This window comes from Pseudomonas oplopanacis (genome assembly GCF_057128725.1).
Genome location: NZ_JBSKHV010000006.1, coordinates 294,834 through 316,560, shown reverse-complemented (window position 1 = coordinate 316,560; position 21,727 = coordinate 294,834). Strand labels below are relative to the sequence as shown.

General features: G+C 59.5%; 17 protein-coding genes. 10 read left to right on the top strand and 7 right to left on the bottom strand.

Features of this window, described 5'->3' with window-relative positions; all coding sequences use genetic code 11:
* Positions 1–125 precede the first annotated feature (125 nt).
* Both ACWKV5_RS15405 and ACWKV5_RS15400 read right to left on the bottom strand, forming a co-directional pair.
* Positions 126–3,242 (bottom strand): transglycosylase domain-containing protein, encoded by a 3,117-nt coding sequence (locus ACWKV5_RS15405; protein WP_483841914.1) that lies wholly within the window; start codon positions 3,240–3,242, stop codon positions 126–128.
* A gap of 269 nt (positions 3,243–3,511) precedes the next feature.
* Positions 3,512–3,970 (bottom strand): REP-associated tyrosine transposase, encoded by a 459-nt coding sequence (locus ACWKV5_RS15400; RefSeq protein WP_483841913.1) that lies wholly within the window; start codon positions 3,968–3,970, stop codon positions 3,512–3,514.
* Positions 3,971–4,456: 486 nt separating this feature from the next.
* Here ACWKV5_RS15400 and ACWKV5_RS15395 point away from each other — a divergent pair, with 486 nt between their 5' ends.
* On the top strand, positions 4,457–5,878 hold the full coding sequence (locus ACWKV5_RS15395) for an amino acid permease (RefSeq protein WP_483841912.1): 1,422 nt from the start codon (positions 4,457–4,459) through the stop codon (positions 5,876–5,878).
* A gap of 55 nt (positions 5,879–5,933) precedes the next feature.
* Here the strand turns inward: ACWKV5_RS15395 and ACWKV5_RS15390 are convergent, their stop codons facing one another.
* Positions 5,934–7,058: an OpgC family protein gene (locus tag ACWKV5_RS15390; RefSeq protein WP_483841936.1), complete on the bottom strand. Its 1,125-nt coding sequence runs from the start codon at positions 7,056–7,058 to the stop codon at positions 5,934–5,936.
* 249 nt (positions 7,059–7,307) lie between these two features.
* On the opposite strand from ACWKV5_RS15390, the gene ACWKV5_RS15385 reads away from it, so the two are divergent.
* The 3 genes from ACWKV5_RS15385 (at position 7,308) to ACWKV5_RS15375 (ending at position 10,840) form a co-directional block, all read left to right on the top strand.
* The gene (locus tag ACWKV5_RS15385; RefSeq protein WP_483841911.1) at positions 7,308–8,813 is read left to right on the top strand and encodes a glucosyltransferase domain-containing protein; all 1,506 of its coding nucleotides are present in this window, start codon (positions 7,308–7,310) and stop codon (positions 8,811–8,813) included.
* A gap of 108 nt (positions 8,814–8,921) precedes the next feature.
* A complete protein-coding gene (locus ACWKV5_RS15380; protein ID WP_483841910.1) occupies positions 8,922–9,296 on the top strand; it encodes a GtrA family protein in 375 nt (124 codons plus the stop codon).
* Positions 9,293–10,840, top strand: coding sequence for a glycosyltransferase family 39 protein (locus ACWKV5_RS15375; protein WP_483841909.1), 1,548 nt, complete (start codon positions 9,293–9,295; stop codon positions 10,838–10,840). The genes ACWKV5_RS15380 and ACWKV5_RS15375 overlap by 4 nt, the downstream gene beginning before the upstream one ends.
* Here the strand turns inward: ACWKV5_RS15375 and ACWKV5_RS15370 are convergent.
* The gene (locus ACWKV5_RS15370) at positions 10,818–12,437 is read right to left on the bottom strand and encodes an FMN-binding glutamate synthase family protein (RefSeq protein ID WP_483841908.1); all 1,620 of its coding nucleotides are present in this window, start codon (positions 12,435–12,437) and stop codon (positions 10,818–10,820) included. The two genes, ACWKV5_RS15375 and ACWKV5_RS15370, sit on opposite strands and share 23 nt — an antisense overlap.
* 90 nt (positions 12,438–12,527) lie before the next feature.
* The gene (locus ACWKV5_RS15365; RefSeq protein WP_483841907.1) at positions 12,528–13,328 is read right to left on the bottom strand and encodes a helix-turn-helix transcriptional regulator; all 801 of its coding nucleotides are present in this window, start codon (positions 13,326–13,328) and stop codon (positions 12,528–12,530) included.
* Between the two features lie 129 nt (positions 13,329–13,457).
* Between ACWKV5_RS15365 and ACWKV5_RS15360 the strand changes: the two genes are divergently transcribed.
* Positions 13,458–14,279 (top strand): carbon-nitrogen hydrolase family protein, encoded by an 822-nt coding sequence (locus ACWKV5_RS15360; protein WP_483841906.1) that lies wholly within the window; start codon positions 13,458–13,460, stop codon positions 14,277–14,279.
* A 223-nt stretch (positions 14,280–14,502) separates the two neighbouring features.
* Positions 14,503–15,828, top strand: a complete 1,326-nt coding sequence (locus tag ACWKV5_RS15355; RefSeq protein ID WP_483841905.1) for an APC family permease — start codon at positions 14,503–14,505, stop codon at positions 15,826–15,828.
* Between the two features lie 78 nt (positions 15,829–15,906).
* Here the strand turns inward: ACWKV5_RS15355 and ACWKV5_RS15350 are convergent, their stop codons facing one another.
* The gene (locus ACWKV5_RS15350) at positions 15,907–16,362 is read right to left on the bottom strand and encodes a DUF4234 domain-containing protein (RefSeq protein WP_483841904.1); all 456 of its coding nucleotides are present in this window, start codon (positions 16,360–16,362) and stop codon (positions 15,907–15,909) included.
* Between the two features lie 215 nt (positions 16,363–16,577).
* Here ACWKV5_RS15350 and ACWKV5_RS15345 point away from each other — a divergent pair, with 215 nt between their 5' ends.
* Genes ACWKV5_RS15345 through ACWKV5_RS15335 form a run of 3 tightly spaced genes read left to right on the top strand, consistent with a single transcriptional unit; the run spans position 16,578 to position 18,193 of the window.
* A complete protein-coding gene (locus tag ACWKV5_RS15345; RefSeq protein WP_483841903.1) occupies positions 16,578–17,012 on the top strand; it encodes an NUDIX hydrolase in 435 nt (144 codons plus the stop codon).
* A gap of 24 nt (positions 17,013–17,036) precedes the next feature.
* A complete protein-coding gene (locus tag ACWKV5_RS15340) occupies positions 17,037–17,675 on the top strand; it encodes a LysE family translocator (protein WP_483841902.1) in 639 nt (212 codons plus the stop codon).
* Positions 17,676–17,677: 2 nt separating this feature from the next.
* A complete protein-coding gene (locus ACWKV5_RS15335; protein WP_483841901.1) occupies positions 17,678–18,193 on the top strand; it encodes an N-acetyltransferase family protein in 516 nt (171 codons plus the stop codon).
* Positions 18,194–18,357: 164 nt separating this feature from the next.
* On the opposite strand, the gene metR is transcribed toward ACWKV5_RS15335, so the two are convergent.
* Positions 18,358–19,275, bottom strand: a complete 918-nt coding sequence (metR, locus tag ACWKV5_RS15330; protein ID WP_007944922.1) for a transcriptional regulator MetR — start codon at positions 19,273–19,275, stop codon at positions 18,358–18,360.
* Between the two features lie 108 nt (positions 19,276–19,383).
* On the opposite strand from metR, the gene metE reads away from it, so the two are divergent.
* Positions 19,384–21,708 (top strand): 5-methyltetrahydropteroyltriglutamate--homocysteine S-methyltransferase, encoded by a 2,325-nt coding sequence (gene metE, locus ACWKV5_RS15325; protein ID WP_483841900.1) that lies wholly within the window; start codon positions 19,384–19,386, stop codon positions 21,706–21,708.
* The last annotated feature ends 19 nt before the right edge of the window (positions 21,709–21,727 follow it).

The following is a 21,727-nucleotide window of genomic DNA, read 5'->3' as shown; positions in this document are numbered from 1 at the left end:
ACCGTTCATGGCTCAAAGTTAAAGTTTGAATTACTGCTGTTGAGTCGGTGTGGGTCCTTGAAAAAGCATTGGAATTATCAATGCCGAAAATAATTAATTACCGCCCGCCCGCCATGACCCTTGTGTTAACGCCGTACGACTTCAATCGGCAGGCAACCCGTGTTGCTGGCGGGTTGCAGGTACGGCGTCAGGATCGGCGCCATGCCCTTGAGTACCTGCACCGGCAACGCCGAGGTGAACGTGAATGTTTCGGCAGAGCGACCCGGCACGAAGGCGGTGAGGGTGCCGAAATGGTGATCGCCGATGTAGAACACGAAGGTCGCCGTGCGGTTCAGGGATTTCGAACTGATGACCTGCCCGCCGGAACCGATGGCGGAAATGCGGTTGTCGCCGGTGCCCGTCTTGCCGCCCATGGCCAACGGTTTGCCATCGGGCAGGGTGAAACTGCCGGACACACGTTTCGCTGTACCGGCGTCCACCACTTGCGACAAGGCTTCGCGCATGGCGGTGGCGACTTCGGACGGCATCACCCGTTTACCCGCGACCGGGTCATTGATCAGTTTGGTTTCGTACGGCGTATCGGCCGCGAAATGCAGCGTGTCGATGCGCAGTGTCGGCATGCGCACGCCGTCGTTGAGAATGGTCCCGATCAACTCGCCCAGCGCTGCCGGACGGTCGCCGGAGCTGCCGATGGCCGTGGCCAGCGACGGCACCAGGTGATCGAACGGATAGCCGACTTTCTGCCAGCGCTGGTGAATGTCCAGGAAGGCTTCGATCTCGAGCATGGTGCGGATGCGGCTGTCACGGGCGCCCTTGTGCTTGCTTTTGAACAGCCAGCTATAGACTTCCTGACGTTCGAACTGGCTGGCTTTGACGATCTGGCCCCACTTGGCGTCAGGGTTGTTCAGCAGGTAGCCCATCAGCCACAGGTCCAGCGGGTGAACCTTGGCGATGAAGCCCTGGTCCGGCAGGTCGTAGGCGCCGGGGCTGTAACTTTCGTACAGCCGTTGCAGGCGTTCGTCAGTGAGTTTTTCGGTGAGCTTGGCGCCTTTGAGGTGCGAGCGCATAAAGGTGTTGAAGCTTTCCTGGCTGGCCTGTGGCTGCAGATACCGGTGGACCGCTGCCATGCGGATCGGCGTCGGGCGCATGCCGTCGAGGAAGGTGTCGAGCCGTGCCTGGGTGTCCTTGTTTTTGTACTTCTTCCAGAACTTCAGCAGGAACGAAGTGCCTTCTTTGTCGGCGAAATTGGCCAGGTATTCCTGACGGCGTGGGTCTCGGTCGTCCTTGAGCAGTTCGGCGCTGCTGTTGGGGCCGGAATACGTGGTGTAGCGCACCAGGTCGCGCATCAGCCGGATGAACGGCAGGTTGATCGATTCGCGCAGGGCATCGCGCAAGGTCGGTATGCGGCCGTTGTCTTCCTTGCGGAAGTTATGGAACACGTGCAAGCCGCCCCCGGTGAAAAACGCTTCGCCAGGGCTGGCCGAGTATTTGCGATCCAGCGCCGCGCCGAGCATGGCCGGCAGGTTGCGGTCTTTGTTTTCGATCAGGTAATCGACGGCCCAGCGGCTCAGGCGGTCCTGGTCGGGGACATCGACTTTCTTCAGTTCAGGAACGGTCATCCCGGCATATTTATCGTGCAGCTCGGCGATGATTTGCAGGTAGGTGGTGAGCACGCGCATTTTTGCGGTGGAGCCCAGTTCCAGCTTGCTGCCTTCGTTGATGTCGAACGGCTGGTCGGTGCTGTCGGTCTGGATCCGCACGCGCGCGCCGTCCGGCGTCAGTTCAAACAGGGTGAAGCTGTAGCGCACCTGAGTGGTGCTGGTGGGCGTGAGCAAGCGTTCGCCCATCAAGCCGATCTGCGTGGCAAACGCCGGGTCGGCCAGGTGCTTGAGGTACTCGGTGGCCCTGGTTTGCAGGTCGCCTTGCAGGGTGCTGGTGGCGGACAGGTCGAGGCGATCAAGGTCGTACAGCGGACGATTGAGCAACCCGCCCAGGCGACTGCGGGCCACGCTGATGCCTTTGTTGGTTTCGATCGGTTGAATGGTCGGTTGGGTTTGCCAGTCGCGGTAAGTGACCTTGCTGGCCAGCGCTGCCGCTGCGAACGGCGCATCGATCACGTTGTTCTGGGCGAGCAGGCGAATGTGACTGTCGGTGAGGTCGACCAGTTCATCACGGCCCTTGGTCAGGTAGTGGGAAGGGCGGCGCTGGGCAATCATCAGTGAGAGCATTTCACGCAGGGCCAGGCCTTTGGCGGCCATCGTCTTTGGGTCGGTGTCAGGGCTGTTCAGCGTCTCGTTGGCCTTGTCGAAGTCGGCGCCGTACCAGACGCGCAACCCTTCGGCCATGCCATGCACTTCACCATGGCCGGGCACGGCGGACAGCGGCACGCTGTTGAGGTAGTCGCGCACCACATTTTTCCGGGCCTCAAGGGTTTCCGGACCGGCCTGATAGGCGCGTACGGTGGCAGAGATCATCTGCCGGATCTTTTCCGCGCCCGACACCGTCAGGCCATCCGGTGAATGCCGATACTTTTCAAGCTGTGTCGCCAAGGTGCTACCGCCCGCCGACTGGCCTGGCAGGTGAATCAATTTGGCCACCTGCGACCACGCGGCCATGCCGAAGCGCGGCCAGTCCACGGCGGGGTTGGCCAAGGGTTGCTTGGGGTCGAGCAGGAAGCGGTTCTCGATGAACAACAGGCTGCTGACCACCACCGGCGGGATCGAATCAAAGCTTGAGTACAGCTGTTGCGGGTATTTGAACTGGTACAGCGGCATGGCACGGCAATCGGTGATGGACAGGCCTGCCTGGATTTTCTCGGAGTAGGGCACGAATAGGCCCTTGCCGCTGTAATCCATCAACTTCTGGGAAAAACGGGTTTGGGCTGAAATCACGTAATCGCGCTTGAGCAACCGCGGCAGGAACTCATCCAGTGAGCTGTAGCCCAGACGTAAATCAAAAGGCCCGGCGCCAGGGTAACGAATGGCATCGCTGGGGCCTGGTTCCAGGGAATAGCTCAGGGACGCGGCAAATTTGCTGACTTCCCTGGATTGGAATTTCGAGGTGCGCATTTCCTTGGCGGCCGCCAGTCCCACGACAATCGCGATGATCAGCAGCAACAACCAAAACGCCTTCCAGCCGTGTTTGACACGACTGGTGCGAGGTTTTTCAGGTGATGGCGCTTCATCCACACGTTCAGTTGGGACCACAGTTTTACTCGTATCGGTTTGCCACAAAGCGCCCATAGCCGATTGATCCATTCACGCAGATTGATCTGACTTGTCTGAAGCTTAGACGGTGGTTGGCGATGGCGAAAAAATTGTGAGTGCACAATTTTTCAATCTGTTTTGTTTTTTGTGGCGAGGGAGCTTGCTCCCGCTGGGCTGCGAAGCGGCCCTAACGCTGGCAATCGCGATTTTTTCAGGCAAATAGGGTTGCAGGTTTTGCGACTGCTGCGCAGCCGAGCGGGAGCAAGCTCCCTCGCCACAGGGGCATAGGTGACCTTTGGGACGTTTTACAACCAACAGGCATCCCACAGGGGGTAATCACCGATTTTTTCCACCAGCCCGGCACGCAACGGGTTGGCAACTACGTATCGCGCGAACGGCAGGAGTTCTTCGCCATCGCGGATTGCGCGGTCGTGATAGCCGGTTTGCCAGAAGGCCCCTCGACAATTTGATGCCTGGTTGATGGTGAGCGTGCTGCGCGATTTGATGGCCTGCATGAGTTGCGCCAGGGTGCGTTGTTCGAGTTGTACCAGCCAATGGAAATGATCTGGCATGACGACCCAGGCTATCGAATTGACCCATTTGTCTTCATGGGCTCGCCTGAGCTCGGCGACCAGCAAACGGCCCATTTGCCAGTCGCTGAATATGCAACGGCGCTTATGAGTAACCGCAGTGATTAGATAAGCCCTGCCAGGTTCCGAACAGCGTCCATGGCGCAGCAGGTGCGAATTTGGGCGTGGATGCATTCCTTTGCGTCCTTGAGCTGATAGTCCAATTCACCTTAGCCATGCCTTCGTTTCTGTGTGGCTTCAACATCTGAGTGAAATGTCTGAAACATCTGAAGGAACAGTTTCTGTGGCGAGGGAGTTGGTGTCTGAAATAGCTGAGCTAGACACGTCGTCTGGTAAATGCGGCGAAGGTCTGGGCATGACGATGCACCAATGCTGTGCAATACTCGGCGCCGTTTTCTGCAACGGGTGAAATCACTTTTAGCCAGTTAAAGCCTCTCCGTAAAAGCCGCTTTTACCGAGAGTTGTGGCTGTAATTTATGGTTTATAGAGTGAAAACACCTGAGCAATGCTTTTTATACTGCACGTCCCGCTGATCCTGGAGGTTTTGTCCTACAGGACGGTCCTGCTCACGAAGCAGGCCGGTTTCAGGCAAGCAATGGCTTATCGGTCAGCGCTTCGACACTCGGTGGCTATATCCAATAACAAGACGAGGATGTCCCTATGCCTGCTGGCAATCACCTGCCCCACGGCGAGACCGCTCAGGGCGGCCCGCTTAAACGCGAACTCGGCGAACGGCATATTCGCTTGATGGCACTCGGTGCCTGTATCGGCGTCGGCCTGTTCCTGGGTTCGGCCAAGGCCATCGAAATGGCCGGCCCCGCCATCATGTTGTCCTACATCATCGGCGGTCTGGCGATCCTGGTGATCATGCGTGCCCTCGGCGAGATGGCTGTGCACAACCCGGTCGCCGGCTCGTTCAGCCGTTACGCCCAAGACTACCTCGGCCCCCTGGCGGGCTTCCTCACCGGCTGGAACTATTGGTTTTTATGGTTGGTGACCTGCGTCGCGGAAATCACTGCCGTGGCGGTGTACATGGGCGTCTGGTTCCCGGATGTGCCGCGCTGGATCTGGGCGCTGTCGGCGTTGATCAGCATGGGCACCATCAACCTGATCGCGGTCAAAGCCTTCGGTGAGTTCGAGTTCTGGTTCGCCCTGATCAAGATCGTCACCATCATTGCAATGGTGATTGGCGGTATCGGCGTGATTGCATTCGGCTTCGGTAACGACGGTGTGGCGCTGGGGATTTCCAACCTCTGGGCGCACGGCGGTTTCATGCCCAATGGCGTGCAAGGCGTGTTGATGTCGCTGCAAATGGTCATGTTCGCCTACCTCGGCGTCGAGATGATCGGCTTGACCGCCGGTGAAGCCAAGAACCCGCAGAAGACCATCCCGGATGCCATCGGCTCGGTGTTCTGGCGGATTCTGCTGTTCTACGTCGGCGCACTGTTCGTGATCCTGTCGATCTACCCGTGGAACGAAATCGGCACCCAGGGCAGCCCGTTTGTGATGACCTTCGAGCGTCTGGGCATCAAGACCGCCGCCGGCATCATCAACTTCGTGGTGATCACCGCGGCGCTGTCGTCCTGCAACGGTGGCATCTTCAGCACCGGGCGCATGCTCTACAGCCTGGCGCAAAACGGCCAGGCCCCGGCCGGTTTCGCCAAGACCTCGAGTAACGGCGTGCCCCGTCGCGCCTTGCTGCTGTCGATGGGCGTGTTGCTGCTGGGCGTGTTGCTCAATTACCTGGTGCCGGAGCAGGTCTTCGTCTGGGTCACAGCAATTGCCACTTTCGGTGCGATCTGGACCTGGGTGATGATCCTGCTGGCCCAGCTCAAATTCCGCCAGGGCTTGAGCGCCAGCGAACGTGCCGGCCTCAAATACAAGATGTGGCTGTACCCGGTCAGCTCGTACCTGGCGCTGGCGTTCCTGGTGCTGGTGGTCGGCCTGATGGCGTACTTCCCGGAAACCCGCGTGGCGCTGTATGTCGGCCCGGCGTTCCTGGTGCTGCTGACGGTGTTGTTCTACGTGTTCAAGCTGCAACCGAGCAATGTGTCGCAAGGCGCAGTGCGTTCGGCTTCGTAAGACGTAACGCTTGAAACGAAAAAGCCCCGGTCGAGATGACCGGGGCTTTTTGGTTTCAGGCGACTGCGTTTTGCGGTGATCGTGTCAGGCGTTTATTGAACTCCAGCCAGACCGCCAACAACCCCATCAACCCGGCCCCCACCAGCGCGGTGAAAATCTGCATGGCAAACGCATCGTCGGTCAGGGCGTTGACCATGTCAGCCAACGGCGCAAGCAACACACCGAGGCAGAACACTTCCAGCGAGTAACGACCCATGCGGGAGCATTGCCGGGCCAGCCAGTGTTGCGTCCAGCCCGTGTCCGGCAGCAGTTTCGCCGTGACATACGCCAAGGCCAGAAAGTGCAGCAGGCGCACCGGCGACAGGTCGGTCTTGCTGATCGGGTACAGCAGGTTGCTCAGCAGGGAGGGCATCAGCGCGTCATGTATTTGCGGCCAGCGCCAGGACACGGTAATCACCCCGGCCAGCACCGCATAAATCGCCGCACTGACAAACAATGGCTGGCGCAGCAGCGCACGCGTCTCGGCCAGTCGAGGCCTTTGCCCGTGAATCGCCGCCGCGCCACCGAGCACAAACAGCAGTTGCCAGGTGACCGGGTTGAAGTACCACACGCCGTCCTTGATCGCGGCCAGGTTCCAGCCAAAGGAGGGCGCCAGCAGGTAAACGGTCAACGACACCGCCACCACCGCCCAGGCCTTGCGTACCAGCATCGGCAACACCAGCGGCAATCCGGCCAGCAGCACGATGTACAGCGGCAACGGGTCCATCAGGTTCGGTTTGAAGCGCAGCAGCAATTCATCCGTCAACGCCTGCTGCGGGTTGGTGATGAAGTGATGCAGACCCATTTCCTCGACCAGATCTCGGGTTTCCACATGGCTGTTAGCGAAAAACACGATGCCCATCAGCATCGCCAACAGGAAAATATGCACCACATACAGCACCCAGGCGCGGCGCAGGATTTTCACGCAGGCAATCAAGTAACCGTCCCGTGCAAGGATTTTGCCGTAGGCCAGGACCGCCGCATAACCGGCCAGAAACACGAAGATCTCCGCCGCATCGCTGAAGCCGACATTACGCAGGGTGATTTGACCCAAGGGGTTGTGAGGCACGTGATCCCAGAAGATGAAGATCAGTGCCAGGCCTCGGAAAAAGTCGATTCGGTGATCGCGTTCAGTCGTCATGGCGGCGGGCTCTTGAACGGTTTTGAAGTAGGAGCGAGCGGTGGCACAAAGGGTTGTACGCCGCTCATCGGCGGCGCGCAGGGTGCAGGGAATCGCCGGCAATTGCAAAGCGTGGGTATTACGGAATGTCTCAAGCATTGCCAAGGGACAACCGCTTGTCTAAAAGCCCGGCAGCCTCACGATCTCTGACTACCGTCGGGATCAAAGCATTATCGACTTAGGGTCGGTATTCCCCCCAGAGGCGCCGGAATGAGCATCAGCGATTGGCTCGAAAAAGAATTGGGAGGCCGTCAGGTCTGGCTGTTTTTTTTGCTCGCTACGCTGCTGTATGTCCTGCCGCTGATCCTCGCGGATTACCCCTACATCGACGACAACTGGCGTTCCCTGGCCGCCGGCACGGCGTGGACGGAGGAGGGCCGCCTGTTCGCGCAATGGTTCTATCACCTGCTGACCTTCAGCGGTGCCGCGCCCAATATCTTCCCATTGCCGTTGTTGATCGCCACGCTGGCCATGAGCGCCGCCCTGACGCGCCTGACGTTCCACTATTTCCCCGAACCGACGTTTGCCCATTGCCTGGTGTTGCTGCCACTTTGGTACAACCCGTTTTTCCTGCAAAACCTGTCGTACCAATACGACGGGCCGACCATGGCGCTGAGCGTGGTGGCGGTGATCTGCGCGATCACCTTCCGCAGCCTCTCGCGCGTTCAGCAACTCATCGTTCCGGCCCTGCTGATCGCATTGGCCATCGGCCTATATCAGGTCAGCATCAACGTGTTTCTCGGGCTCTGTTGCCTGGAACTGCTGCGGGGGGCCAGCGACCGATTAGCGTGGCCCGCATGGTGCAGATTGCTTGGCTGGAAAGGCGCGCAGTTGCTGCTGGCTGGCTTGATCTATTACGCCACGGCTTTTGCCTATATGAGTCAAGCACGCACCTCGATGCTGAACGGCGAGGCGGCACCGCTGCTGCAAGTTGAAATCAATGCTGGCCGGGTCCTGGAAAAAATCGCGCTGCTGTTTCATGGCGGATTTGCCTGGGTGTTCGGCGCGCTGTTGTTGTGCGCCATCGCCGGTGGCGTGTGCGTGGGGCGCGGTGTGCTGGCGCGGTGGGACTCGGGCCTGCACAAAGCGGTAATCGGTATCGCCTGTCTTTTAATGCTGCCGGTTTTGCTGTTGCTGGTGCCCGGCGCCTCCTTGTTTTTCCGCGACTTCAATGAAGGCGCCCGAACCTTGATGGGCTTCGGCGTCGTCCTGGTTTTGTTGTTCTACCTGAGTCATCGGGTGCTGGCGTCATTGCATGCAAAGCTGCCATTGCTGTTGTTGATCCCGCTGTTGGCGACGCTCTCGTTGTCCTTCGCCTATGGCCGCGTGCTGACCCTGCAAAAGACTTTCACGACTAACGCCTTGTACGCCTTGAGTGCCGACATCGCCTCTCGCCCGGCATTGCGCAACGCCAAGCGCATTTACCTGTCGGTCAGCTATTCGGATCACTGGCTGGTGGCGGCCGCCGGCTCCTTCAAGCAAATGCCGGTGCTGCACTATTTGCTGAACATCGACTTCTACATGCTCGCGGAAAACCTGCCGAAAACCGGCATCACCAACGTGGTCAGGGAAAAGGAGCGGCGCAACGCCACGCGGGTGGGATACCAGGGTTATCCACCGCTGGTGGACAGCCTGTTCTATCGCATTTATCTGCTGGGGGATTACGGCTTTATCGTCATGAAAGAACCACCCCGGGTCACCACGCTGCAGTGGTAATCGACCGCTGGTCTGGAAGGTCGCGCTACCTGATAGTTCTGACAGTAGACGCACACTTGCGCTGGCTTTAGGTTGACGCCTGAAACAGCAACCAGCCAGGGAGCGGACATGAAAGCCTTATGGAAGGAGTTTTCCACCTACGCGGTGGTTGGCGTGGCCAATACGCTGATTCATTGGCAGCTCTTTTATGTACTGAACACGGCCGCCGGATTTAGTCAGGCCGCCAGTAACTTTTCGGCATTTTGTGTGGCAGCGACGTTTTCCTTCTATGTGCATGCGCTGTACACATTTGAAGCCGGGGCGTCGGTGGTTCGTTATCTGGTGTATATCGGCTTCATGGGCGTACTGAGTGTTGTGGTTGGCCACTATGCCGATGTGTGGAAGCTCCACGGCCTGGTGACCGTCGCATCGTTCTCGCTGTTGAGCCTGGTCTGCGGGTTTTTCTTTTCGCGATTTATCTTGTTCAGCGAGCGCGAAGCGTGAAAATTTCGCGCTGCACTGGGGAGGTGGCGGCGCTGTTTGTGGTGGTGGCGATCGCGTTATTCGTGAGGTTTCACGCCATCACCACGTCGCCCGTCTGGTTCCACGAAGCCTTTAGCCTGCTGCTCGCCGAGCGGTTGCCTGCGGATATCTGGAACACCACGGCTCGAGACGTGAATCCACCGCTTTACTACGTGATGTTGCATTACTGGATCCTGATGTTCGGTAATGGCGCCCTGGCTGCGCGTTCGCTGAGTGTCCTGGCCGATGTCGGCACGTTGTTGCTGTGCATCAAGCTGATGAGTCTGGTGGCGACACGAAGGGCAACCTGGATGGCTGCATTGTTGTTTGCGTTGCTGCCGATATCGGTTCGCTACAGTCAGGAAATCAGGATGTATGCCCTGCTTGGTTTCTGGCTGATGAGCGCCACCGTGGCGTTGGTGTGTTGGGTCAATTCACCGCAGCAAAAGCGTTTTGCGATCATTTATGTGCTGCTGATGACGGCAGCGTTCTATACCCATTTTTTCGCCGCGTTGTGTGTCGTCGTGCATTGGGTTTTTTGGTGGCGGTCGCGCGGTTTATCCGCCCGTGCATGGATAGGCGCCAACGCTGCCATTGTCGTGTTGTTCCTGCCGTGGTTACCCCATTTCATCGATCAACTGCAGTACGGAAATCGGCACGACTGGATACCGCCTCTTACGTGGGAGGTCGCACTGACGGTTGTTTGGTCATTCATGGCGATGAGTGATGTGCCAGCGTCTTTAGGGTGGCGTCTGGTGCCGACGGTATTGGTCGTTGCTTGCGCACTATTTGTGTTGTCGAAAGACCGGAGTCAACACCGCTACAGCGCGCTGCTGGTGAGTTACTTCTTCGTACCGGTACTGATTGTTTTTCTGCTGTCGCAAATCCTCCCCCTTTTCCTCCAACGATACCTTGTGTTCGCGGCTGCAGGATTACCCATGATCCTTGCTGTTGCGCTGGAAGGTTTGGGACGGCAATGCAGAATCCTCGCCACTTTGGCTTTTGTTCTGGTTGTCGGGGTGCAAACGTATGGGCTGACGGCGGTTTACGAGCAGTCTGATGTAATGGGCGATGCCGTTTTTCGTCACGAGGCCAGGCTGGACGTGCTAGCGGCCGGGATCGCTCGCGAGGCTCGCCCGGATGACGAAATCGTGGTCGAAGGATTATTTTGGTACTTGCCGTTCATGTACTACAACACAACGGGCATCCAGCCGAAGATGTACGTTGTGAAATCGACCGGCGTGTCCTGCGACACCTACGGTTTTGGGGGGTGTGCGTTAGTCCCCGGGCGAGCAGAGGGCACCGCATTCATGGATTTTTCGGCCATGAAGCCGAAGGCGAGAAGGGTCTGGTGGGTAGCGGGTCAATCCGATCCTGAACACCGCCGATTATTTCCAAACGACTGGATACACGTACTAACGCTCAGGGGCGGAGAAAGCGAGGCCCGCTTGTTCGTCCTGGACGGCGCTCCTACTCCCCATGAAATCGTTTTTCAGCCGTTATTTACGCAGCAACTCCCTCATTAGGCTCAAAACTGTCCGCCCGCGCCATCTGCCACATCCGCGAGTAAAACTCGCCATTCACTTCACCCGTGAGCAATTCCCCCGGTTTCAAGAACACATGCAGCTGCGAGAACAGCTTGATTTCGGTCGCCGACATGCGCCGTACCAGATGCTTGGCCGACAGTTGTGAAGGGTGATCGAGACCGGCCGCCGCGAGCATTTCGGCCAGGGCCTTGAGTGTGTTGCGGTGGAAGTTGAACACGCGCTGGGCTTTGTCCGGGACCACCAGTGCGCGCTGGCGCAAGGTGTCCTGGGTGGCGACGCCGGTCGGGCATTTGTTGGTGTGGCAGCTTTGCGACTGGATGCAACCGATGGCGAACATGAAACCGCGTGCCGAGTTGGCCCAATCGGCGCCGATGGCCAGGACGCTGGCGATGTCGAAGGCGCTGACGATCTTGCCGCTGGCACCGAGTTTGATTTTGTCCCGCAGGTTCAGGCCGACCAGTGTGTTGTGCACGAACAACAAACCTTCGCGCATCGGCACGCCGATGTGGTCGGTGAACTCCACCGGCGCGGCGCCGGTGCCGCCTTCCTTGCCGTCGACGACGATGAAGTCCGGCAGGATGCCGGTTTCCAGCATGGCCTTGGCGATGCCCATGAATTCCCACGGATGACCGAGGCAGAACTTGAAGCCCACCGGTTTGCCGCCGGACAGTTCTCGCAGTTGCTGGATGAAATGCATCAGTTCGATTGGCGTGGAAAACGCACTGTGCCGCGACGGCGAGATGCAGTCTTCGCCCATCATGATGCCGCGGGTTTCAGCGATTTCCTTGGTGACCTTGTGCTTGGGCAGGATGCCGCCGTGGCCGGGTTTGGCGCCCTGGCTCATCTTGATTTCGATCATGCGCACTTGCGGGGTCTGTGCTTGGGCGGCGAAGCGTTCCGGGTCGAAGCGGCCGTCGGCGGTGCGGCAGCCGAAGTAGCCGCTGCCGAGTTCCCAGGTCAGGTCACCGCCATTTTCCCGGTGATAAGCGCTGATGCTGCCTTCGCCGGTGTCATGGGCGAAGTTGCCGAGTTTGGCGCCTTGGTTCAGTGCCCGAATCGCGTTGGCGCTGAGCGAGCCGAAACTCATGGCCGAGATGTTGAACACCGAGGCCGAGTACGGCTGGGTGCACTGCGGGCCGCCGACGATCACGCGAAAGGCGCTCGGATCGCTCAACGGCGCCGGGCGCATCGAGTGACCGATGAACTCGAAGCCTGATTGATACACGTCGATCAGGGTGCCGAAGGGCTTGTCGGCACTTTCGTTCTTGGCGCGCGAATAGACCAGCGACCGCTGGGCCCGGGAGAAGGGCAGGGCGTCGCTGTCGGATTCGAGCAGGTACTGGCGGATTTCCGGGCGAATACCTTCCACCAGGTAACGGATATTGCCCAAGATCGGGTAGTTGCGGCGCACCGCGTGCGGGCTTTGCAGCAGATCGAACAGGCCGATCAGGCTGAGCACGCCGGTGATGGCGGTGATCGGCCAGAGCCAGTCGTATTGCAGGAAGGGCAGGCTGGCGAGGGTGAAGATCACGCAAGCGGCAAAGAAGGCGTAGCGGCTCAGGAGTGACAGGCTCATACGGTTTCCTTGGGTTCGGACTCAATTATTTCAACGCAGCAGGTGTTGGATACACATAGATCCCACAGTAAAAAGCACTCCGCGTTTCAGTCAGGCATTCTGCGCCTGCAGAAAAATCGAAAACAGCTCGGACTGGGATTTGATCCCCAGCTTGCTGTACATGTGTTTCTTATGGACTTTCACGGTTTCCACGGAGATTTCCAGCTTACGGGCGATTTCTTTACTGGAGCAACCGCTGAGCATCAATCGCCCGACGTCCAGTTCCCGAGCGGTCAGTTGCGCACCTTTGAGTTGCTGCACCGACGCTTCCAGCTGCACGCGCCAGTCAGGTTGCGGTGGCGACGGTGCCAGGGCCACGACTTCGTTGATTTCGTAGGGCAGGCGCTGGCGCAACAGGCCCAGCACCCACGGCTGAATCAGCGACAGCAAGGCAATCTGCTGGGCACTGAAACGCTGCTTGCTGCCCAGTGACAGGCACAACGTGCGGTCGCCTTCGAGCTGGCAATTGAACTGGATTTCATCAGCGACCACATTCAGACGAAAGTAGCGCTGGTAATACTCGGTCAGCTCAAAGTGCTCCGGCGCCACTTCCGACAGGCGATAGAGACCGGTGCGCGACTGCTCGCGGCACGCGATGTAGAACGGGTCGAGCAGGTACAAGCCGCGCAGGTAATCCTGAAACAGCTGATCCGGGCTGCCGTCCTCGCCGGGGCATTCGGCGAACACTTGCGGGTGCTGGTCGGCGCTGAAAAGCAGGGCCACCCAACTGTCGAAGGTCACGTATTGATCCAGCAGACGCACCAGTTGCGTCCAGAAATTGGGTTTGTCCAGCGCGTCGATCAGTTGCCCGACCGAACGGTGCCAAGCGATGTCGTCCAGCGAAAGTGTCATGCCTCTACCCCTATCGGGTTACCCCAGCGGCGTGATTCCCCGGCCGGTGGCTTGCTGCGCATACTGGCGCACAGAAACCGGCCGGGCAATCTTTCTGCCGCCCGGCCTCCCCAAGAACAAGGAATACCGATGAAAGTCGAACTCGCCCAGTTGGCGGGCCGTGACAACGGCACCGCGTACAACCTCGAACGCGCCCTGGCGGCGATTACGGCCTGCGCTGCCGACACCCAACTGATCGTCTTCCCGGAAACCCACCTGATGGGCTTTCCGACCGCCGACACCGTGGCGCAAACCGCCGAACCGCTGACCGGCCCGACCGTCAGCGCGGTCCTTGCCGCCGCCCGCGAGCGCAACATCGCGGTGGTGATCGGCATGGCCGAAAACGACAACGGCCGTTTCTACAACACCACGCTGCTGATCACCCCTGAAGGCATCGCGCTGAAATACCGCAAAACGCATTTGTGGGCCTCGGATCGCGGCGTGTTCGAGCCCGGCGACCGTTACGCCACCTGCGAGTGGAACGGTGTGCGGGTCGGCCTGCTGATCTGCTACGACATCGAGTTCCCGGAAACCGCCCGCGCCCTCGCGCAACTGGGCGCTGAACTGCTGATCGTCACCAACGGAAACATGGACCCCTACGGCCCGACGCACCGCACCGCGATCATGGCTCGCGCCCAGGAAAACCAGGCGTTTGCGCTGATGGTCAATCGAGTGGAGCCGGGCGATGACGGGTTGATGTTCGCCGGCGGCAGCGCGCTGGTGGATCCGCTGGGCACGCTGGTGTTCGAGGCGGGGCGCGATGAAGGGCAATTTACGGTTGAGCTGGATTTCAACCGGCTGGACGCGGCACGCAAGGACTACCGGTATCTGGATGATCAACGGCTGAAGCTGCCGGGAGAGATTGTGGAGCGGGCTGGCGGGGTTCGGGAGTTGCTGATTCCTTCGCGCTGATCCGGAGGTTGCATTGCTCCGACTGGCCCTTTCGCGAGCAGTCTCGCTCCCACATTGGATGTGTGTCCACTGGAGATCCCCTGTGGGAGCGAGCCTGCTCGCGAAGAGGCCCTGACAGACAACACACCTGTTTGACCGATCACCCAAAACAACAAAGTAACCCCCGAAATTTAGCGCCGAACTCGGCTCTGCCATAAATCTAATAAATTCGGAGTAGTCGCTCATGGCTCGTTTGCAACGCACCCTGTCATTGGGTTCGGTGGTGCTGTTTGGCATTGCCTACATGACGCCGATCATTGTGCTCGGCACCTTTGGCATCCTCGCTCAATCCACCGCTGGCATGGTGCCGGCCGCGTACCTCGCGGCACTGGTGGCGATGTTTTTCACCGCCATGAGCTACGGCCGAATGGCCTCGGCGTTCCCCGTCGCAGGCTCGGCCTACAGCTACGTGCGCAAAGCCATCAGCCCGAAACTCGGCTTCATCGCCGGTTGGGCGGTGCTGCTCGATTACCTGTTCCTGCCGATGGCGATCTGGCTGATCGGCGCCGCCTACCTCAACTCCGCGTTCCCGGCCGTGCCGCAATGGCTGTGGGTGCTGGCGTTCATCGGCATCACCAGCGCGATCAACATCGTCGGCCTGAAACTGGCCAACGGCATCAACGCCTTGCTGATGTTGGTGCAAGCCCTGGTGCTGATCGCTTTCGTGGTGCTTTGCATCCACTACGTCGGTGGCGACGCGAGCACACCCTTGTGGTCGATCAAACCGTTCTTCAACGGCGACATGCAGATGCCGCTGATCATGAGCGGCGCGGCCATTGCCTGTTACTCGTTCCTGGGCTTCGACGCGGTCAGCACCCTGACCGAAGAAACCCGCGACCCGCGCCGCACCATCCCGCGGGCAATCATGCTGATCACCCTGATCGGCGGGCTGATCTTCGTCAGCGTCTCCTACTTCGTGCAGATCGCGCACCCGTCGTTCCAGTTCGACAACGTCGACTCGGCGGCCTATGAAATCGCCCGCAATATCGGCGGCGACCTGTTCGTGTCGATCTTCCTGATCGGCCTGATCGTCGGCCAGTTCGCCTCGGGCCTGTCGGCGCAGGCCAGCGGTTCGCGCCTGCTGTTCGCCATGGGCCGCGACGGTGTGTTGCCGAAATCGTTCTTCGGCAACTTGCACGAACGCTTCGGCACCCCGGTCAACAGCATCCTGTTGTGCGCCGTCGTCGCGTTGCTGGCGCTGAAACTGGACGTCACCACCTCGACCTCGTTCATCAACTTCGGCGCGTTCCTCGCCTTCAGCCTGGTCAACCTGTCGGTGATTTTTCACTACTGGATCGGCGGCGAGAAAAAAGGCCCCCGTGAGCTGGTGCTGTTCCTGGTGTTCCCGTTCATTGGTCTGGTGGCGGACTTGTGGCTGATGGTCAGCCTCGACCATTTGGCGATTTACCTCGGCCTGAGCTGGCTGGCCATTGGTGTGGTGTACCTTGCGGTATTGACTGGCGGTTTCCGTCGCCAGCCACCGGAGATGGATTTCCAGGAAGCCACGTAAATCCCCCCAAAAAACGCAGGATCATCGGTTACAGCAGTAAAAGGGCAGGCAACTTTCGGTTACCTGCCCTTTCTTGTTTCAGGCTTGAACGGAGTGGGATGTCGATGGTTTTTTGTCTTGGTGTTTTTGCTTGTCCCGGGGGAGGGAATTGATGCAGTAGTTAATGTGGAAAAAGGTGAACAGGACGGAGTAGACACGATTCATACGTAATTCGAAATTGTGTTCAGTCAAAGCGTAAGCCCTGAGCGCTCTTCGTACCCGAAAGCACCATGCAAGTGAGAGCAGCCAGACAGCCAGCGCCAGCGAGAAACCCAAAACAGGCGTGCTGCTCAGTACACCGCCGATACCACACAACGTCAGATATCCAATCATGAATCTCGTGCTCAGGGTCTTGATACCCGTGAGGTCTTCCACCGCTACAGCGGTTTTGTACAACCAGACATTGGGATACAGTCCCATCGTCAATGCAGTCAATAGAATGAAGTGGAATGTCTTGAGGTTGTTCTTTTCTTTGAGCGTCGAGATATCGGACATGCAACATGTTCCTTGCGAGGCGAGGTAGGCAAATGACGGCTGAATAGATGTCGAACACGCTACCAAAACCACGCGTGGGAAATTTCCGAGCTGGTACGTGGATAGATCCTCTTGTTCAGGCGATTCGACTGTCAGAACTTGTAGTGTCCGTCGGATGACGAGCACCCGGTGAGCATGGGATCCTTGCGGTCTTTACCCAAGGCCCTCTCCGACCCATGACCCTTCCCTCCACTGATTCGCCACGCATCATCCGCATCGCCGCCGCCCTGTTGATCGGTCCCGACGGCCGTACATTGCTGGTGCGCAAGCGCGGCACCCAAGCCTTCATGCAACCGGGCGGCAAGATCGAAATCCATGAACAACCGGTTCACGCACTGGCCCGTGAGCTGGAAGAAGAGCTGGGGTTGATCATCGATCCCGCGCACGCCAGCTACCTTGGGCAATTCTCGGCACCGGCGGCCAATGAGCCGGGTTTTGTCGTACAGGCCGAGCTGTTTTTGCTGACCATCAATGTGGATGTCACCCCCGCTGCGGAGATTGAAGAAGTGATCTGGATCGACCCGGCCACCGACGGCGGTGTCACGCTGGCACCCTTGACACGGGACCTGATCCTGCCGTTTTATCGAGCATCGCTGACTGAACCTGCCTGATCATTTCCGGACGAAGGATTGCCCATGATCCCGCTTCAAGACCTACTGATTTTCGCCGCTGCTGCGTTGCTGATGGTGCTGACGCCGGGGCCGAACATGATCTACCTGATCTCCCGTTCGATCTGCCAGGGGCGCAAGGCGGGCGTGACGTCTTTGCTGGGCGTGGTCGCGGGCTTCTTTGTGCATTTGTTTGCGGCGGCGGCCGGTTTGACCGCGGTGTTTCTGGCGGTGCCGATGGCGTATGAAGTGTTGAAGTGGGCGGGGGCGTTGTATTTGCTGTGGCTGGCCTGGCAGGCGGTCAAACCCGGTGCCCGTTCGCCGTTCGAAGCGCAGCAGTTGCCGCCGGACTCGTCGCGCAAATTGATCACCATGGGCTTTCTCACCAGCGCGCTCAACCCGAAGATTGCGGTGTTCTACCTGTCGGTGTTTCCGCAGTTCATCAACCCTGAACACGGCTCGGTGTTCAGCCAAAGCATCATCCTCGGCCTGACCCAGATCAGCGTCAGCTTCTGCGTCAACCTGCTGATCGCGCTGTTCGCGGCGGGCATCGCTTCGTGGTTCGTCAGGAACCCGACCTGGCTGGCGGCGCAGCGCTATGTCATGGGGTTTGTGTTGGCGGCGCTGGCGGTGCGGCTGATGCTTGAGCAACGCAGGACGGCTTGACCATGTGGATTGAACGTCTGGACGCCAGTCATGCACTGGCTTACCGGGAGCTGATGCTCGAAGCCTATGACCGGCATCCGCAGGCGTTCACCTCCAGCGTGCGCGAGCGCGCGGCGATGCCGCTGAGCTGGTGGGAAGGGCGCCTGACCAGCAAACTGGATGTGGTGTTCGGGGCATTCGAGGAGGGCAAGCTGGCCGGCATCGTCGGTCTCGCCTTCGAACCTCGGGAAAAGGCCCGGCACAAGGCGACACTGTTTGGCATGTACGTGTCCGGTACGGTTCGTCAGCGCGGGTTGGGGTATCAGCTGGTGCAGGCGGCGTTGGCCGAGGCGCAACAGCATCCGGGGCTGAAGGTGATTCAGCTGACGGTTACTGCCGGCAATGAAGCCGCGTTCAACCTGTACCAGCGTTGCGGCTTCATCCAGTTCGGCCTGGAACCGCTGGCGGTGCGCGTGGGCGAGGACTACTTCGACAAAATCCACATGTGGCGCGAGATCACCACCGATCCTGCTGGATAAAAACTTTTGTGGCGAGGGAGCTTGCTCCCGCTGGGCTGCGAAGCGGCCCCAAACCTGCCACCGGATTTCTGAGGTAAACCAGCATTCACTGGATTTACGACTGCTGCGCAGCCGAGCGGGAGCAAGCTCCCTCGCCACAGGGATTGCTGTGGTCCTGTGGTCCGTCAGCGAACAGCGCTCACACCATCGAGCGTCGAGAACGACGTATCCTTCGCCGTCAGCAAGAAGTCGCGCATATACGGCGCATCCAGCATGTCCGCGCGTATCCCCGCGTACAACGTCGCAAACAAACCCTTCTCGCCCAGCCGCTTGGCCTTCACGTAACCCCGTGAGCTGTATTCGTGCAGCGCCCAATGCGGCATGCCGCATACGCCGCGACCGCTGGCCACCAGCTGCATCATCATCACCGTCAGTTCCGAGGTGCGGACCTGCGCCGGTTCGATGTCGGCCGGTTCGAGGAAACGGGTGAAGATGTCCAGTCGATCACGCTCCACCGGATAAGTGATCAAAGTCTCGGTGAGCAAATCTTCGGGAACGATGTACGCCTTGCTCGCCAAGCGGTGCTGGTTGGCCACCGCCAACATGGCTTCATAGGTGAACAGCGGGACATAGGTGATACCGGCGATGTCCAGCGGATCGGATGTCACCACCAGGTCCAGATCACCGCGAGCCAGCGCCGGCAGCGGCGCAAAGGAAAAACCGGACGCCAGGTCGAGCTCGACTTCCGGCCACGCATCGCGAAACTGGTCGATGGTCGGCATCAACCATTGGAAGCAACTGTGGCACTCGATCGCCATGTGCAAGCGCCCGGCAGTGCCGCCGGCCAACCGCGCGATGTCACGCTCGGCGCCACGCAGCAGCGGCAGTGTGGCGTCGGCCAGTTGCAGCAGGCGCAGGCCGGCGCTGGTGAAACGCACCGGTTTGGTCTTGCGCACGAACAGCGGCATGCCCATGCGCTCCTCCAGTTCCTTGAACTGGTGGGACAGGGCCGATTGCGTCAGGTGCAAACGGTCGGCGGCATCGACCAGGCTGTCGGCTTCACGCAAGGCGTGCAGGGTCTTGAGGTGGCGGATTTCAAGCACCGGATGGCTCCATGAGGAAAACTTGTGATCAACACGAAAAGGTTGAGTTTGTCTCATGTTGGGTTGGCTGTCGACAATAGCGCCATCTTTTACAAGGAGCAATTCACCATGGCCCTGGCCCACACACTTGGTTTCCCACGCATCGGCGCGGACCGTGAACTGAAAAAAGCCCTCGAATCCTACTGGAAGGGCGACATTGATCAGGCTGCCCTGGACCGCGTTGGCCGCCAATTGCGCGCCATGCACTGGCAATTGCAGAAAGGCGCCGGGATCGACCTGCTGCCCGTGGGCGACTTCGCCTGGTACGACCAGGTGCTGACCCATTCGCTGACCTTCGGTGTGATCCCCGAACGTTTCGACAGCACCAAGGATGCCGCCGGCCTGCCGACCCTCGACACCTTGTTCGCCATGGCCCGTGGCGCCACGGCCAGTTGCTGCGGTGGCGAGCACAGCACCGCGCAATACGCCCAGGAACTGACCAAGTGGTTCGACACCAACTACCACTACCTGGTCCCGGAATTCAGCGCTGACCAACAATTCAAACTCAGCTGGGAGCAGTTGTTCGACGAAGTGGATGAAGCCAAGGCCCTCGGCCACACCGTCAAACCGGTGATCATCGGCCCTTTGACTTACCTGTGGCTGGGCAAGGGCAAATCCAAGGGCGGTGGCAACGACTTCGACAAGCTCGACCTGCTGGAACGCCTGCTGCCGGTGTACAACGAAATCCTCGGTCGCCTCGACGCGCAAGGCGTGGAATGGGTGCAGATCGACGAACCGATCCTGACCCTCGACCTGCCGCAAGCCTGGAAAAATGCGTTCGAACGCGCTTACCACATCCTCCAGTACTCGCCGCTGAAAAAACTGGTCGCAACCTACTTCAGCGGTCTGGAAGACAATCTCGGTCTGGCCGTCGGCCTGCCGGTGCAAGGCCTGCACATCGACGCCGTGCGTGCGCCGGATCAACTGGGCCAGGTGCTCGATCGCCTGCCGACCTACAAGATTCTCTCGGTCGGGCTGGTCAACGGTCGCAACGTCTGGCGCTGTGAACTGGAGCAGGCGCTGGCTCAGCTGCAACCGGCGCAAGAGCGTTTTGGCGACAACCTGTGGGTCAGCAGTTCCTGCTCGTTGCTGCACAGCCCGGTGGATCTGCGCCGCGAAGACAAACTCGACCCGGAACTGAAAAGCTGGCTGGCGTTTGCCGTGCAGAAGTGTGGCGAAATCGCCGTGTTGCGCGACGCCCTCAACGATCCACAGTCGCCCAAGGTGCAAGCCGCACTGGCCGAGAGCCGGGCGATCCAGGCCTGTCGCGCCGAGTCACCGCGTATTCATAAAGCCGCCGTGCAGGCGCGCATCAACGCCATCGGCACAGCGGACAGCCAACGCCATTCGCCGTTTGCCCAGCGCATCGAACAGCAACGCGCACGCTTGAAACTACCGGCATTCCCGACCACCACCATCGGCTCGTTCCCGCAGACCGGTTCGATCCGTCTGGCGCGTCAGGCGTTCAAGCAAGGCAAGCTGTCGGCCAACGACTACACCGATGCCATGCACAGCGAAATCCGCCACGCCGTGCAAGTTCAGGAACGCCTGGGCCTCGACGTGCTGGTGCACGGTGAAGCCGAACGCAATGACATGGTCGAATACTTCGCCGAGCAACTGGACGGCTACCTGTTCACCCGTTTCGGCTGGGTGCAGAGCTACGGCTCGCGCTGCGTCAAACCGGCGATCATCTACGGCGACCTCAGCCGTCCGAAAGCGATGACCGTCGACTGGATCACCTATGCACAGGGCCTGACCGACAAGGTCATGAAAGGCATGCTCACTGGTCCCGTGACCATGTTGATGTGGTCGTTCCCGCGAGAAGACGTGTCGCGCAAAATCCAGGCGCAGCAGTTGGCGCTGGCCCTGCGTGATGAAGTGGTGGACCTGGAAAACGCCGGCATCAAGATTGTGCAGATCGACGAAGCCGCGTTCCGCGAAGGTTTGCCGTTGCGCCGGGCGCAATGGCAGGAATACCTCGATTGGGCAGTGCAGGCCTTCCGCTTGAGTGCTTCTGGCGTGCGTGACGAAACCCAGATTCACACCCACATGTGCTACAGCGAATTCAACGACGTGATCAAGGCCATCGCCGACATGGATGCCGACGTGATCACCATCGAAACCTCGCGTTCGGACATGGAGTTGTTGGAGGCGTTCGAAGTGTTCGCCTACCCGAATGACATCGGACCGGGTGTGTACGACATCCACTCGCCACGGGTGCCGGACACGGCCGAGATGGTCAAGTTGATGAGCAAAGCCGTGAAGCGAATTCCGGCCGAACGTCTGTGGGTGAATCCCGATTGCGGGTTGAAGACCCGGGCGTGGCCGGAGACCGAAGCGGCGTTGGTGAATATGGTGGCGGCGGCGCGTCAGTTACGTAGTCAGCTGGCATAAGGAACCCAAAACGGGAGCG